The 16,565-nt window shown below is 62.6% G+C and carries 8 protein-coding genes; 5 read left to right on the top strand and 3 right to left on the bottom strand.

All coding sequences use genetic code 11. From position 1 onward, the window contains the following. Positions 1-512 precede the first annotated feature (512 nt). From pgm to glgB, 5 genes are all read left to right on the top strand, one after another. Complete coding sequence (gene pgm, locus G7020_RS21055) at positions 513-2,168, top strand: phosphoglucomutase (alpha-D-glucose-1,6-bisphosphate-dependent) (protein WP_181086930.1); 1,656 nt, start codon at positions 513-515, stop codon at positions 2,166-2,168. A 141-nt stretch (positions 2,169-2,309) separates the two neighbouring features. Next, positions 2,310-2,594 carry an integration host factor subunit beta gene (gene ihfB / locus G7020_RS21050; protein WP_181086929.1) on the top strand — a complete coding sequence of 95 codons (285 nt, stop codon included), beginning with the start codon at positions 2,310-2,312 and terminating at the stop codon, positions 2,592-2,594. Between the two features lie 304 nt (positions 2,595-2,898). After that, a complete protein-coding gene (locus G7020_RS21045) occupies positions 2,899-4,917 on the top strand; it encodes an alpha-1,4-glucan--maltose-1-phosphate maltosyltransferase (RefSeq protein WP_181086928.1) in 2,019 nt (672 codons plus the stop codon). A gap of 123 nt (positions 4,918-5,040) precedes the next feature. Beyond that, positions 5,041-8,367, top strand: a complete 3,327-nt coding sequence (gene treS, locus G7020_RS21040; protein ID WP_181086927.1) for a maltose alpha-D-glucosyltransferase — start codon at positions 5,041-5,043, stop codon at positions 8,365-8,367. Further along, positions 8,360-10,570, top strand: a complete 2,211-nt coding sequence (gene glgB, locus G7020_RS21035; protein WP_181086926.1) for a 1,4-alpha-glucan branching protein GlgB — start codon at positions 8,360-8,362, stop codon at positions 10,568-10,570. The genes treS and glgB overlap by 8 nt, the downstream gene beginning before the upstream one ends. A 220-nt stretch (positions 10,571-10,790) precedes the next feature. Here glgB and G7020_RS21030 read toward each other — a convergent pair whose 3' ends face one another. The 3 genes from G7020_RS21030 to G7020_RS21020 form a co-directional block, all read right to left on the bottom strand. After that, positions 10,791-11,783 carry a DctP family TRAP transporter solute-binding subunit gene (locus G7020_RS21030; RefSeq protein WP_181086933.1) on the bottom strand — a complete coding sequence of 331 codons (993 nt, stop codon included), beginning with the start codon at positions 11,781-11,783 and terminating at the stop codon, positions 10,791-10,793. Positions 11,784-11,970: 187 nt separating this feature from the next. Next, on the bottom strand, positions 11,971-13,362 hold the full coding sequence (locus G7020_RS21025) for an efflux transporter outer membrane subunit (RefSeq protein ID WP_181086925.1): 1,392 nt from the start codon (positions 13,360-13,362) through the stop codon (positions 11,971-11,973). Beyond that, entirely contained in the window at positions 13,359-16,529 is a 3,171-nt protein-coding gene (locus G7020_RS21020; protein WP_181086924.1) for an efflux RND transporter permease subunit, read from the bottom strand. The genes G7020_RS21025 and G7020_RS21020 overlap by 4 nt, the downstream gene beginning before the upstream one ends. Positions 16,530-16,565: the final 36 nt, after the last annotated feature.

Genomic DNA, 16,565 nt, shown 5'->3' with positions numbered 1-16,565 from the left:
CGTTATCTACGTCACAAGCTCGAAGCTTAAGGGCGGGTACTACTTGCACTCTCTCCCCCGATGATCAGCCGGGGACTATCGCCTCCTGAAAGGCTGCAGTCGAGATACAAGGTCGGGTCACGCTTCACCGACCCGACGGATGAACGGCCAGACATTGCGAGAGGCGATGCCTCGCGCGTGGGGTTAAGTCTGCTGATCGTCGGGTTACGCCTTCGGCTAACCCGACCTACAAAGGCGGGCTCTGCGCTGTTGTCGGGTCACGCTTCACCGACTCGACAGGTGGACGTCCAGGCATTGCGAGAACCGGTACTTGGCGCGAGGGGTTACGCCTGCTGATCGGCGGGTTACGCCTTCGAAACCCGGATTACGCCTTCGGCTAATCCAGGCTACGGCTACATCGTTCTCTGGTGTTGCAGTAGATGAGATAAATACGCCTGGCGGAGGTCGTATGGAGTCGACCGCCTCTGACACTTAATCTGAGGCGATACTTTTATCCTCTCAGGGAATGACCCATGAGCATCGACTCCAACGCAGGATGCCTGCCTGACGAACACTCGCTGATCCACATCCCGCGCCTGGTTTCGCGCTACTACAGCGAGCGACCCGACCCCTCCGATCCGGCGCAGCAGGTTTCCTTCGGCACTTCGGGGCATCGCGGTTCTTCGCTCAAGAACAGCTTCAACGAATGGCATATTCTGGCGGTGACCCAGGCTATCTGCGATTACCGCAGGGAGCAGGGCATCGATGGGCCGCTGTTCGTCGGCATGGATACTCATGCATTGTCCGAGCCGGCGTTCGTTTCGGCCCTGGAAGTGCTGGCGGCCAATGGCGTCGAGACGCGCATCGATGCCGGTTGTGGCGAAACCGGCGGCGTGCCCGGCTATACGCCGACGCCGGCGATTTCCAATGCCATTCTCAAGTACAACCAGGGCCGCAGCGGTGGTCTGGCCGATGGTATCGTCATCACCCCGTCGCACAATCCGCCAGCCGATGGTGGCTTCAAATACAACCCCACCAACGGCGGCCCGGCTGATACCGGCGTGACCCGATGGATTCAGGAGCGCGCCAATGCCTTGCTGGTGGCCGGGCTTCGAGGCGTCGAGCGCATGGACCATGCCCGTGCGTTGAGGGCGCCGACGACCCAGCGCTTCGACTTCATCGACAGCTATGTCGGCGGGTTGGGGCAGGTGATCGATCTCGAGGCGATTCGCAGCTCGGGCCTGAAATTTGCCGTCGATCCGCTTGGCGGCGCTGGCGTGCACTACTGGACGCGCATCGCCGAGCGCTATGGCCTGCCGCTGGAGGTGCTGTCCACGGTGGTCGATCCGACCTTCCGCTTCATGCGCCTGGACTGGGACGGCAAGATCCGCATGGACTGCAGCTCACCACACGCCATGGCCGGACTGATCGAGAACAAGGACCGCTTCGACGTGGCCTTCGCCTGCGACACCGACCACGACCGTCACGGCATCGTCACGCGCTCTGCCGGGCTGCTGAACCCCAATCACTACCTAGCCGTGGCCATCGAATACCTCTTTACCCACCGCCCCGAGTGGCGCGCAGAGGCGGGCATCGGCAAGACCCTGGTGTCCTCGTCCATGATCGACCGCGTGGCCAGCGGAATAGGGCGGCGGGTGATCGAGGTGCCGGTGGGCTTCAAGTGGTTCGTCGAGGGCCTGAGGGACGGCAGCCTGGGCTTTGGCGGAGAGGAATCAGCGGGTGCTTCCTTCCTGTGCAAGTCAGGTAGCGCCTGGTCGACCGACAAGGACGGCATCATCCTCGGCCTTCTGGCTGCGGAGATGACAGCCGTCACCGGCAAGGATCCTGGCGAGCGCTACCAGGCACTGACCGAACGTTTCGGTGCGCCGGTCTACCAGCGTATCGACGCTCCCGCCGATCGTGAACAGAAAGCCAGGCTTGCCAAGCTGTCCGCTTCCCAGGTGACCGCTGGGGAACTGGCTGGCCAGCCCATCACCCAGATCCTTACCGAAGCACCGGGCAACGGCGCTGCCATCGGTGGGCTCAAGGTCGTGACGGCCACCGGCTGGTTCGCCGCCAGGCCGTCCGGGACCGAAGACGTCTACAAGATCTACGCCGAAAGCTTCGAAGGCGAATCCCACCTCAAGCGTATCCAGGAAGAAGCCAGGGCGTTGGTGGATAGGGCGTAAGAAGCGCTGGCTATTCCCGGCGCTTGCCTTCTTCCTGCGTCGGGAGTCAGGAAGTGCTCACGGGCTGTTCAAACTCTGTACAACATGCTACAAACGACCGCAACCCAAATGATCTAGCCGCTTGAAAACGAAGGGAAAACCATGACCAAGTCGGAGTTGATCGAGCGAATCGTCACCCAGCAAGGGCTGCTTTCGTCCAAGGATGTGGAACTGGCAATCAAGACCATGCTTGAGCAAATGGCTCAGGCATTGGCCACTGGTGATCGCATTGAAATTCGCGGCTTCGGCAGCTTTTCCCTCCATTACCGCGCCCCTCGCGTCGGTCGCAATCCCAAGACCGGCCAATCCGTCCCACTCGACGGCAAATACGTTCCGCATTTCAAGCCTGGAAAGGAGTTGCGGGATCGGGTGAATGAGGACGAGTGACGATACCTGCCGCAAGGCTCCTTATCGGGGCAATCTTCGCTTTTCGTGGGAACGGGCCATGCCCGTGAAGGGCCACACTGAGGTGTAGGCCTTGTTTGCGGATGTGACCCTCCCTTTACGCGCACGCTGCAGCTGTTAGCAAGGTTTCCGGCTGAACTTTTACGGGCTCTTCTGGTTCGGAAGAACAGACTTTGTGAAACCCCTTCCAGTGGGTTTTCCTCGGTGTATCCGGCCCGCTTGATGTTCGTTCCTGAAGCGGACGGGTTTGCCGTATCGCAGCCTTCACGCGTCAGGAGCCCGTTCGATGTCCGAAGCACCGTCTCACGCCACCCTTGCCCCCCGACTTGAACAGGCTCTGCGGTTGCCGCGCATTGCCATCGATGCCATACAACCTGTGCTGGATGAGGGGCGCTTTGCGGCCAAGGCGATCATCGGTCAGCCGGTTGTGGTCAGTTGCCGGGTATTCGCCGATGGCCACGATCAGCTTGCCGCTGCGATTTGCTGGCGGCAGCAGGGCGAGGAGAACTGGCGTCGCGCTCCGCTGAAGCGGGCTGATGCTGGCCGGGATATCTGGCAGGGCCAATTCACCGCCACCCAGGTCGCTTCGCACGAGTTCCGGGTTGAAGCCTGGTGGGATCTCTACGAAACCTACCGCTATGAACTGTCCAAGAAGCATGCGGCGGGCGTTGGGGTTTCACTGGAACTGACCGAAGGGCGTCTGTTGATCGAGCGTGCCGCGCAACGGGCACAGGGTGAAATTCGCGCCATGCTCGATGATCTGCTGCATCGGCTCGACAGCTCACACCTGGATGACGAGCGCGTTTCGGTGCTGCTGGCCGCGGAAACCGCGGCGGCCATGGCCGAGGCCGATCCCCGTGAGCATTGCAGTGCAAGCCCTATCTACCCGCTTGAAGTCGAGCGGCCACTGGCGCAGTTCGCCAGTTGGTACGAGCTGTTTCCCCGTTCGGAAACCGATGATCCGAACCGCCACGGTACTTTTAGAGATGTACACAAGCGCCTGCCGATGATTCGCGACATGGGCTTCGATGTGCTCTATTTTCCGCCGATCCATCCCATTGGCCGCGCGCATCGAAAGGGACCGAACAACAGCCTGCAGGCTGGACCGAACGATCCGGGCAGCCCCTACGCCATCGGCAGCGAAGACGGCGGTCACGACGCCATCCACCCGCAGCTGGGTACGCTGGAGGATTTCCGTGAACTGGTTGCAGCTGCCGCTGAACACGGTCTGGAGATCGCACTCGACTTCGCCATCCAGTGTTCCCAGGATCATCCCTGGCTGAAGGAGCATCCCGGCTGGTTCTCCTGGCGACCGGACGGGACCATCCGCTATGCGGAAAACCCGCCGAAAAAGTATCAGGATATCGTCAACGTCGATTTCTATGCCGAGGACGCCATGCCCGACCTGTGGCTGGCGTTGCGTGATGTGGTCTGGCACTGGGTGGAGCAGGGCGTGAAGATCTTTCGCGTCGACAACCCGCACACCAAACCGCTGCCGTTCTGGGAGTGGCTGATCGCCGATATACGCGAGCGTGATCCCGATGTGATGTTCCTGTCTGAAGCCTTCACCCGACCGGCGATGATGGCGCGCCTGGGCAAGGTCGGTTTCAACCAGAGCTACACCTATTTCACCTGGCGCAACGCCAAGGCCGAGCTCAGTGAGTATCTGACCGAGTTGAACGAGCACCCGTTGCGCGATTGCTACCGACCGAATTTCTTCGTCAATACGCCGGACATCAACCCCTTTTTCCTGCAGGAATCCGGGCGTGCCGGGTTCCTCATTCGCGCTGCGCTGGCGACCATGGGCTCGGGTCTGTGGGGCATGTATTCGGGCTTCGAGCTGTGCGAGGCCGCCGCCATCACCGGCAAAGAGGAATATCTCGACTCGGAGAAATACCAGATCCGGGTGCGCGACTATCACGCGCCCGGCAACATCATCGCCGAGATCGCCCAGCTCAACCGCATCCGTCGTCAAAACCCGGCACTGCAGACTCATCTTGGCTTCAAGCCCTATCTGGTCTGGAACGACAACATTCTCTACTTCGGCAAGCGCACGCCGGACCTGTCGAACTTCGTGCTGGTGGCCGTCAGCCTCGATCCGCATAACGCTCAGGAAGCCCATTTCGAGCTGCCGCTCTGGGAGCTGGGCCTGCCTGATGACGCCCACACCCAGGGTGAAGATCTGATGAATGGCCATCGCTGGACCTGGTACGGCAAGACCCAGTGGATGCGCATCGAACCTTGGCAACTGCCGTTCGGCATTTGGCGATTCAGCATGGTTGCTCCAGATCCAGGCTTAAAGTGAATTCTAGAATAATTTACTTAATCGTTTTGAATCAGTTGCTTGTAATTAAAACTAAATCCTTTTTATAGATTGGTTCTGCCGTTCGGATTACCGGCGCCGGAGCACTGAAAGGAAACGAAGAACATGGCCAAAGCGCGCAAGCCTGCCGCCTTTATCAAAGACCCGCTCTGGTACAAGGATGCGGTGATCTATCAGGTTCACCTGAAATCCTTTTTCGATTCCAACAACGACGGCGTCGGTGATTTTGCCGGCCTGATCGAAAAGCTCGACTACATCGCCGACCTGGGCGTCAACACCATCTGGCTGTTGCCGTTCTACCCCTCGCCGCGCCGCGATGACGGCTACGATATTGCCGAGTATCGCGGCGTGCATCCCGACTACGGCAACATGGCCGATGCCAAGCGCTTCATCGCCGAAGCCCACAAGCGTGGCTTGCGGGTCATCACCGAGCTGGTCATCAACCACACCTCGGACCAGCATCCCTGGTTCCAGCGTGCGCGCAAAGCGAAGAAAGGCTCGGCGGCGCGCAATTTCTACGTCTGGTCGGACACCGACGACAAATACCAGGGCACGCGGATCATCTTCCTCGATACGGAAACTTCCAACTGGACCTGGGACCCGGTGGCTGAGCAGTTCTTCTGGCACCGCTTCTATTCGCACCAGCCGGACCTGAACTTCGACAACCCGCAGGTGATGAAGGCGGTGCTCAGCGTGATGCGTTACTGGCTGGATCTGGGCATCGATGGTCTGCGCCTGGATGCCATTCCCTACTTGGTCGAGCGCGATGGCACCAACAACGAGAACCTGCCCGAGACCCATGTGGTGCTCAAGCAGATTCGCGCCGAGATCGACGCCAACTACCCCGATCGTATGCTGCTGGCCGAGGCCAATCAATGGCCGGAAGACACCCAGCTCTACTTCGGTGGCGAGGATGGCGGCCCAGGCGATGAATGCCACATGGCGTTCCATTTCCCGCTGATGCCGCGCATGTACATGGCGCTGGCGCAGGAGGATCGCTTCCCGATCACCGATATCCTGCGTCAGACGCCGGATATTCCGGCCAACTGCCAGTGGGCGATCTTCCTGCGTAACCATGACGAGCTGACGCTGGAAATGGTGACCGACAAGGAGCGCGACTACCTCTGGAACTATTACGCCTCGGACAAGCGCGCGCGTATCAATCTTGGCATTCGCCGCCGTCTGGCGCCGCTGCTGGAGCGTGATCGCCGGCGCATCGAGCTGCTCAATAGCCTGCTGCTGTCGATGCCCGGCACGCCGGTGATCTATTACGGCGACGAGATCGGCATGGGCGACAACATCTTTCTTGGCGACCGCGATGGCGTCCGTACGCCGATGCAGTGGTCGCCGGATCGTAACGGCGGTTTCTCCCGCGCCGACCCGCCAAGCCTGGTGCTGCCGCCGATCATGGACCCGCTGTACGGCTATCAGGCGGTCAACGTCGAGGCGCAGCAGCGCGATCCTCATTCGCTGCTCAACTGGACCCGGCGCCTGCTCGCCATTCGCAAGCAGTTCAAGGCCTTCGGTCGCGGCACCTTGAAAATGCTGGCGCCGAGCAACCGGCGAATCCTGGCGTATCTGCGCGAATTCACTGGCGCCAATGGCGAAACTGAAGTCATCTTCTGCGTGGCCAACGTCTCCCGCTCGGCCCAGGCGGCGGAGCTGGAGCTTTCGCAGTACGCCGGTATGGTGCCGGTGGAGATGGTCGGTGGCAGCGCCTTTCCGCCCATCGGCCAGCTGTCCTATCTGCTGACGTTGCCGCCTTACGGGTTCTACTGGTTCCAGTTGGCGTCCACGCATCAGATGCCGATCTGGCACCAGGAACCGGTGGATGTCATGCCGGACTTCCAGACGTTGGTGTTCAAGCGCCTGGACACGCTGGACAGCGCCTGCAAACGTACCCTGGCGCATGACTCCTTGCCGGCCTACCTGCCCAAGCGGCGCTGGTTCGCCAGCAAGGGGGCACCGATCGATTCGATCAGGATCTGCTACAGCGTGCCGTTCGGTGATCCGCAACGACCGGTGCTGTTCAGCGAGATTGCGGTGGAGTCAGGCGGGCATACCGATCTCTACCAATTGCCACTGGGCTTCCTCGCCGAGGCCGATTTCGGTACTGCGCTGCCCCAGCAACTGGCCATCGCGAGGGTGCGACGTGGCCCGCAGGTGGGATTGTTGACCGATGCCTTCACTCTGGAGCAGTTCGTGTTGAGCGTCATCCAGGGCTTGCGTGACGAACAGGTGCTGAGCTGTGGCGAAGGCCAGATACGTTTCGAGCCGTTGCCGCAACTGGCTGAAATCGAACTGCCCGACGGTGTCGAGGTGCGCTATTCCTCGGCGGAGCAATCCAACAGTTCGGCGATCATCGGCAACGAGATGATGATCAAGATGCTGCGCCGCGTTTCGTCCGGCGTGCATCCGGAGCTGGAAATGGGTCGTTTCCTGACCGAGCAGGGCTTCACCCATATTTCCGCGATGCTCGGCCAGGTCAGCCGCGTCAACAAGAAGGGCGAGCCGCACGCGCTGATGGTGGTGCAGCGTTTCCTGGACAACCAGGGCGATGCCTGGGAATGGACGCTGACCACCCTGGACCGTGCGGTGCGCGACGAGCTGGCGGGTGGTGTCTCGCTGGTGGAAAACCAGTACAGCGCCCTGGAAGAGCTGGAACACTTCAACCGTCTGCTGGGCCAGCGACTTGGCGAACTGCATATGACCCTGGCTGCTGAAACGGACAATCCGGATTTCGCCTACGAAACCACTTCGCAAGCCGACAGTGAAAAATGGGCAGCGAGTATTCGTGAGCAGCTCGAGCATGCGCTGGATGTGCTTGCCGCGCAGCGTGACGGCCTGAACAGGAAGGCTGCAGCCGAAGTGGAGCATCTGCTTGGCTTGCGCGGCAGGCTGCTCGATGAAGTGGACCGGCTCGCGAACAGCACCATTGGCGGCCTGCGCACAAGGGTGCATGGCGATTTGCATCTCGGGCAGGTGCTGGTGGTGCAGGGCGATGCCTACTTCATCGACTTCGAAGGCGAGCCTGCGCGGTCGCTGGAAGAGCGCCGCGCCAAGCTTTCCCCGCTGAAGGATGTGGCCGGTGTGCTGCGTTCCTTTGAGTACGCCGCGTCCATGATCCGGCGTAACGCCCAGGGCAGCGACACGTCCGCCGAAGCCGAAGATGCCCGTCATCGCATTGCCGAAAACTATCGGCACAGTGCACGTTCAACGTTCATGGATGCCTATCGACAGGCTGTCGCCGGAATGCCTCATGCCTGGCATGACGTCAACGGTGCCGAGGCGGCTCTGAACCTGTTCAGCTTCGAGAAAACCGCATACGAAATCCTCTACGAAGCAGAGAATCGACCCGCCTGGCTCCCGGTCCCTTTGAGGGGGTTGTGGGAGATGGCGCAACAGTTATCCAGCGGAGGTTTCAATGAATGATCGGCCTGCGGTGACCTTGCACGGCGAACACCTTTTGCCCAGCGACGCTGATGTCGATGCGCTGGTTCGCGCCGAGCATGGTGATCCGTTCTCGATTCTCGGCCCCCATCCCGACGGCGACGGTCTGGTGGTTCGTGCTTATCTGCCCAATGCGCTGAGCGTCGAGGTAATGGAGCGTGCCAGCGGTCGTACGCTGACGGCCATGGAGCAGGGGCAGGTTCCGGGGTTGTTCTTCACGCGCCTGACCCACCCGCAGCCGTATCTGTTGAATATTCGCTGGGCCGGCGGAGAGCAGATCACCGAAGATCCCTACAGCTTCGGCCCGCAACTGGGCGAAATGGATCTCTACCTGTTCGCCGAAGGCAACCACCGTGAACTGGGCCGTGTATTTGGCGCGCAGCTTATGGAGGTCGACGGGGTACAGGGCGTGCGCTTCGCCGTCTGGGCGCCCAATGCCAGGCGTGTTTCGGTGGTGGGCAGTTTCAACGACTGGGATGGGCGGCGGCACCCGATGCGGCTGCGTTTTCCGGCGGGCGTATGGGAAATTTTCATTCCCCGACTGCATCCGGGCGACGTCTACAAATACGAGATTCTCGGGCCGCACGGCATTCTGCCGCTAAAGGCCGACCCCATGGCATTGGCTACCGAGCATCCACCTGGGACCGCTTCGGTTATTGCCCGACCGCTGGATTACGAGTGGAAGGATGAATTCTGGTTGCAGGACCGGGCGGCCCGTCAGTCGCTCAACGCCCCGATGTCGATCTACGAGGTGCATGCCGGCTCGTGGCAGCGCGAAGGCGGTGAGGGCGGACGCTCGTACAACTGGCACGAGCTGGCGGAGCGGCTGATTCCCTATGTGGTGGAGATGGGTTTTACCCATATCGAATTGATGCCGATCATGGAGCATCCCTTCGGCGGCTCCTGGGGTTACCAGTTGCTCTCGCAGTTCGCCCCAAGCGCGCGTTACGGTTCGCCCCATGACTTCGCCGCCTTCGTCGATGCCTGTCACACTGCTGGCGTCGGCGTGATTCTCGACTGGGTGCCTGCGCATTTCCCCACCGATGCCCATGGCCTGGGCATGTTCGACGGCACGGCGCTGTATGAATACGCGCATCCGTTCGAGGGTTTCCATCAGGACTGGGACACTTACATCTACAACCTCGGTCGCACCGAGGTACATGGCTTCATGCTGGCTTCGGCGCTGCATTGGTTGCGCGAATTCCACGTCGATGGTTTGCGCGTGGATGCCGTAGCCTCGATGCTTTATCGCGATTATTCCCGGCAGGAAGGCGAGTGGATTCCCAATCGCCACGGCGGGCGCGAAAACCTGGAGGCCATCGAGTTTCTGCAGCACCTCAACGAGGTGGTCGCGCATGAAGCACAAGGCGCACTGATCATCGCCGAAGAGTCCACGGCCTTTCCCGGCGTGAGCAGGCCGGTCGCGGAGGGCGGTCTGGGCTTTGCCTACAAATGGAACATGGGCTGGATGCACGACAGCCTCAAATACATCCAGGAAGACTCTATCCATCGCAGCTATCACCACGACAAGATGACCTTCAGCATGGTCTACGCCTATTCGGAACACTTCGTGCTGCCGATTTCCCATGACGAAGTGGTGCATGGCAAGGGTTCGCTGATTGGCAAGATGCCGGGTGACCGCTGGCAGAAATTCGCCAACCTGCGCGCCTATCTCTCGTTCATGTGGACCCATCCCGGCAAAAAGCTGCTGTTCATGGGCTCCGAGTTCGGCCAGTGGCGCGAGTGGCATCATGACCGTGAACTGGACTGGTATCTGCTGGGCGAAGCCGACCACAAGGGCGCGCAGGACCTGGTGCGTGATCTCAACCGCCTGTATCGCGAGGAACCGGCGCTACATGAACTGGACAGCGACCCTGCCGGTTTCCAGTGGCTGATCGGCGATGACCGCAGCAACAGCACCTTCGCCTGGCTGCGCAAGAGCACCAGCGGCCATCCGTTGCTGGTGGTGGCCAATTTTACACCGGTGGTGCGCGAGAACTATCGCATCGGCGTGCCGGAAGGCGAGCGCTGGACGGAAATCTTCAATAGCGATGCGGTTTGCTATGGAGGTTCCAATACCGGCAATGGTGGGGGCATTCTGGCCGAGCAGGTTGAGCGGCATGGGCAGCCGCTATCCCTGTCATTGACACTGCCGCCATTGGGGGTTGTGATCTTGCGACCGTAGGTCGGGCCACGCTTTATCGATCCGACGGACAGGGGCTGAGGTTGCTCGTTGGGTTACGCCACGCATCGTCGGATTACGCCTTCGGCTAATCCGACCTACAAATGGCAAGGGTTTCGTAGGTCGGGCCAGGCTTTATCGACCCGACGGGCGGGGGCTGAGGTTGCTCGTTGAGTTACGCCACGCATCGTCGGATTACGCCTTTGGCTAATCCGACCTACGCTCAGTTGCGCTGTTTGCGATTGACGGCTTGCGCTGCCTTGATGATGTCTTCGCCGATGACTGATTCGAATTGCTGCCAGACCGGGCGCATCGCCTCGCGCCAGGCTTCGCGTTGTTCCGGGCTCAGCTCGATGATTTCCGAGGTGCCGGCATTGATGATGCGCGTGCGGTCGGTCTGGTTCGCGTCTTCGGCTGCGCGGTTCACCTCGTAGGTCACTTCATCGATGATGCCTTCAAGCTCGGTGCGAATCTGATGGGGAATGCCGAACCAGAAGCGTGTGTTGCTCACCAGCATGTAGTCCAGCACGCCGTGGTTGGTTTCGGTGATGTAAGGCTGCACGCTGTGCATCTTCTGGCTGTAGATGTTCGACCAGGGGTTTTCCGCGCCCTGCACAGTGCCGCTCTGCAGTGCGCTGTAAACCTCGCCGAAGGCGATTTTTTTGGTCGATGCACCTACTTGGGTGAATTGGGATTCCAGTACTGCAGACGGCTGAATGCGAAAGCTCAGCCCTGATGCATCGCTCGGCAAGTGCATGGCACGGGTGGCGGACAGCTGCTTCATGCCGTTGTGCCAGTAGGCCAGGCCCGTGATGTTTTCCTTTTCCATCGAGCGCAGCAGTTGCCGCCCTTTGGAACGCTTCTGGAAGCGATTGACAGCCTCCAGGTCATCGAACAGAAACGGCAGGTCGAAGACCTGCAGCTGCTTGGTGTATCGCTCGAACTTGGCCAGCGAAGGTGCCAGCAACTGAACGTCGTTGTTGCTCAGGGCCTCCAGCTCGTTGGCGTCACCATAGAGGGTGGAGTTGGGATAGACCTCGACGCGCACCTGCCCCGGCAGGCGTTCCTCGACCAGGCGCTTGAAGAGCAGGGCGCCCTTGCCTTTCGGGGTCTCTTCGGCGACGACGTGAGCGAACTTGATGACGATGGGGTCGGCCTGGGCAGCTGCGCCGGTCATGGCGAACACCAGGCCGGCGAGAGTGACAATCGGCTTGATCATGAACGGCACTTCTCTTTGTTGGGATGGCAGTACATGCGGCAGCCGGGTTTCGACTGCACGTCAACGAAGCGTTATGCCAAATTAACAGCATCACCAAAAGCGCTTTCTTGCAAAACCGCCATCCTGACCGTTGGGACCGGGAACAGATCACATTTTGAGCCGCAATGCCCCATCGTAAAGCCGCTCAGCTGCTGCTCGGCTGCCAACCTCCGCCCAGTGTCTTGTAGAGCGCGACGACCCCACGATAGACCTCCACTTCCGCCTGCGCCTGGGCATCCTCGGCGGCGAGCCGTTCGCGCTCGGCGTCCAGCAGCACGAGGAAGTCCACCGTGCCTTCGCGGTAGCGGATCTCCGCCTGCTGCGCCGCCGCACGACTGGCCGTGGACTGGCGCAGCAGCGACAGCAGGCGTTCCTGGGCGCGGGCGTAATCGCTGAAGGCATTTTCCGATTCCTCCAGCGCCAGCAGCACCTGCTGCTCATAGCTCGCCAGCGCGCCGTCGGCGTCGGCTTCGGCACCGCGCAGGCGGGCGCGCACGCTGCCCAGGTCGAACGCCGCCCAGCTGATGCTCGGCGCCACGCCCCAGGCCTCGGCCGCGCTGGAGCCGATCTGCGAACCGCGCCCGGCGATGAAGCCGAGAAAGCCGGACAGGCTCACCCGCGGGAACAGGTCGGCGGTCGCCACGCCGACTGTGGCGGTCGCCGCGGCCAGCTGGCGTTCGGCGGCACGGATGTCCGGCCGCCGGCGCAGCAGCTCGCCGGGATCGCCGATTGGCAGGGCCTTGGCGATCGCCGGCAGCTCGCGCGGCGAAAGGTCCACCGCGAGCCGATCGGCGCGCTGGCCGAGCAGGGTGGCGATGCGGTTGCGCGCACGGGCCTGCTGCGCCTGCAGTTGCGGCAGGCTGGCCTCGGTGGCGGCCAGGCGTGCGTCGGCACGCAGCACGTCCAGCTCGCTGCCCATGCCGGCATCGCGCAACTGCTCGGTCAGTTCGTGTGAATCGCGCTGGTTCGCCAGGTTGTCGCGGGCGATGCGCTCGCGCAGCTGGGCGCCGCGCAGTTGGCCATAGGCGTCGACCAGCTCGGCGATCAGGCTGACCTGCAACTGGTAGAGTTCGGCCTCGGCGGCCTCGGCCTGGGCCTCGCTGGCATCGAGGCGACGCTGGATACGACCGAACAGGTCCAGCTCCCAGGCCATGTCCAGGCCCAGGTCGTAGCGTTCGGCATTGACCCGCCGCTCGGTGACGCCGGGCTGCTGTGCCTTGCCGATATCGGCGCTGGCGCCAGCGGTGACCGTGGGGAAGCGATCATTGGCGTCGTCGTCGCGGATCGCTCGCGCCGCGCGCAGACGCGAATAGGCGATGCGCAGTTCGCGGTTCTCGGCCAGGGCCTGTACGACCAGAGCGTCCAGCGTCGGGTCTTCGAACTGATGCCACCAAGCGGACTCGAAGCGCGAGCGGTCGTAGTCGCTGTCCTCGGCATGGGCGATGCGCGCGGGCTCGGGCTGTGGCGCCCGGTAGTCCGGGCCGACGGCGCAGCCGGCCATGGCCAGGGCGAGCAGGGAAAGGGCGAAGAACTTCATGCGCGGGCCTCCTCGAATACCGCCTTGCGCGCCGCGCGTTTCTCGACGAAGGCGCGGATCACCAGATAGAACACCGGGGTCAGCAGCAGCCCGAAGAAGGTCACCCCGAGCATCCCGGAAAACACCGCGACGCCCATGGCATGGCGCATCTCGGCGCCGGCGCCGCTGGACAGCACCAGCGGCACCACGCCCATGATGAAGGCGAAGCTGGTCATCAGGATCGGCCGCAGACGCAGACGGCAGGCTTCCAGCACCGCGGCGAGGCGGTCCATGCCTTCTTCCTGTTTGTCCTTGGCGAACTCCACCAGCAGGATGGCGTTCTTGCAGGCCAGGCCCACCAGCACGATCAGGCCGATCTGGGTGAAGACGTTGTTGTCGCTGCCGGCCAGGATCACCCCGGCGATCGCGCAGAGCAGCGTCATCGGCACGATCAGGATCACCGCCAGCGGCAGGCTCCAGCTCTCGTACTGGGCGGCCAGCACCAGGAAGGCCAGCAGCACGCAGAGCGGGAAGACGAATATCGCGGTATTACCGGCGAGGATCTGCTGGTAGGTCAGTTCGGTCCACTCGAAATTCATGCCGTTGGGCAGCTCGGCCCGCAGCAGGCGTTCCATGGCCGCCTCGGCCTGGCCGGAGCTGTAGCCCGGCGCGGCGGCGCCGTTGATCTCGGCGGTGAGGAAGCCGTTGTAGTGCATCACCCGATCCGGGCCGGCGCTGTCGCTGACCTTGACGAAGGTCGACAGCGGGACCATCTCGCCGCGGTCGTTGCGCACCTTCAACTGGCCGATCTGCTCGGGCGCCAGGCGGAACTTCTGGTCGGCCTGGACGTTGACCTGGTAGGTACGGCCGAAGCGGTTGAAGTCGTTGGCGTACAGCGAGCCGAGGTAGACCTGCATGGTGTCGAAGATCTGGTCGATGGCCACGCCGTGGGTCTTGGCCTTCTCGCGGTCGATGTCGGCGTCCACCTGCGGCACGTTGACCTGGTAGCTGGTGAACAGCCCGGCCAGTTCCGGATAGTCCGCGCTCTTGGCGATGATGTTCTGCACCTCGCTGTAGAGCGCCTCGTAGCCGAGGTTGTCGCGATCCTGCACCTGCACGCGGAAGCCGCCGATGGTGCCCAGGCCCTGCACGGGTGGCGGCGGGAAGATGGCGATGAAGGCGTCCTGGATCTGCGCGAACTGGCCATTGAGGTCGGCGGCGATGGCATTGGCCGAGAGCGCCGGGTCCTTGCGTTCGTCGAAGGGCTTGAGCGGGGTGAAGACGATGCCGCTGTTCGGGCTGTTGGTGAAGCCGTTGATCGACAGGCCGGGGAAGGCCACGGTGTTCTCCACGCCCGGGTGCTTGCCGGCGATGTCCGACATGCGCTGGATCACCGCCTCGGTACGATCGAGGGTGGCGGCGTCCGGCAACTGGGCGAAGGCGACCAGATACTGCTTGTCCTGCGGCGGGACGAAGCCGGTCGGCGTGCTGGCGAAGCCCAGGTAGCCGAGGCCGACCAGTCCCACGTAGACCACCAGGGCGATGCCGCTGGCGCGCAGGATGCGCCGCACCACGCCGACGTAACCGTGGCTGGCGCGGTCGAAGACGCGGTTGAACGGGCGGAACAGCCAGCCGCCGAGCAAGCGGTCGAGCAGGCGCGAGAAACCGTCCTTCGGCGCATCGTGGGCCTTGAGCAGGGTGGCAGCCAATGCCGGCGACAGGGTCAGCGAGTTGAACGCCGAGATCACCGTGGAGATGGCGATGGTCAGCGCGAACTGCTGGTAGAACTGCCCGGTGAGGCCGGAAATGAAGGCAGTGGGGATGAACACCGCGCAGAGCACCAGGGCGGTGGCGACGATCGGCCCGGTGACCTCCTTCATCGCCTGGCGGGTGGCGTCCACCGGCGACTTGCCGAGGCCGATGTTGCGCTCGACGTTTTCCACCACGACGATGGCGTCGTCCACCACGATGCCGATGGCCAGCACCAGGCCGAACAGCGACAGCGCATTGAGCGAGAAGCCCAGCATGTGCATGACCGCGAAGGTGCCGATCAGCGACACCGGCACGGCGGCCAGCGGGATGATCGAGGCGCGCCAGGTCTGCAGGAACAGGATCACCACCAGCACCACCAGTACGATGGCTTCGAGTAGGGTGTGCACCACCGCCTCGATGGAGCCACGGACGAAGATGGTCGGGTCGTAGACGATCTCGTAGTCCACGCCCTCGGGAAATTCCTGCTTCAGCTCGGCCATGCGTGCACGAACCGAGTCGGATATCTCGATGGCATTCGAGCCCGGACGCTGGAAGATCGGCAGAGCCACCGCCGGCTGATTGTTGAGCAGCGAACGCAGGGCGTACTGGCTGGAACCCAGCTCGATGCGGGCGATGTCCTTCAGGCGGGTGATCTCGCCGTCCTCGGCGGCGCGCACTACGATGTTCTCGAATTCTTCCTCGTCGACCAGCCGCCCCTGGGTGTTGATCGACAGCTGGAAATCGGTGGCGCCCGGTGCCGGCGGCGCGCCCAGGGCACCGGCGGCGACCTGGCGGTTCTGCTCGCGGATGGCGGCGACCACGTCGCTGGCGGTGAGGTTGCGCGAGGCCACCTTGTTCGGGTCGAGCCAGACGCGCAGCGAATAGTCGCCCATGCCGAACAACTGCACGTCGCCGACGCCGTCCAGTCGCGCCAGCTCGTCCTTGACGTTGAGCGCGGCGTAGTTGGACAGGTAGAGCATGTCGTAGCGGTTATCCGGCGAGGTCAGGTGCACCACCATGGTCAGGTCCGGCGAGGCCTTGTCCACCGTAACCCCGATGCGCTGCACCTCGGTGGGCAGCTTCGGCATGGTGCGGGTCACGCGGTTCTGCACCTGCACCTGGGCGTTGTCCAGGTCGGTGCCGAGGGCGAAGGTGATGGTCAGCGTCAGCTTGCCGTCGGCGGTGGCCTGGGACGACATGTAGAGCATGCCCTCGACGCCGGTGATGGCCTGTTCCAGCGGCGAGGCGACGGTTTCGCCGATCACCTTGGGGTTGGCGCCGGGGAATTCGGCACGCACCACCACGGTGGGCGGGACGACCTCCGGGTATTCGCTGATCGGCAGCTGGAACAGCGAGATGGCGCCGCCGATGAGGATCACCAGCGACAGCACGGCGGCGAAAATCGGCCGCTTGATGAAGAATTGCGAGAAATTCATGACGCACTCCGGGGGAGAGGGTGCGCAACACGCACC

The sequence above is a fragment of the Stutzerimonas stutzeri genome, from assembly GCF_013522825.1.
Lineage (GTDB): Bacteria > Pseudomonadota > Gammaproteobacteria > Pseudomonadales > Pseudomonadaceae > Stutzerimonas > Stutzerimonas stutzeri_AK.
The sequence above is the reverse complement of the archived record's forward strand: the minus strand, read 5'-3'. Positions and strand labels throughout refer to the sequence as shown.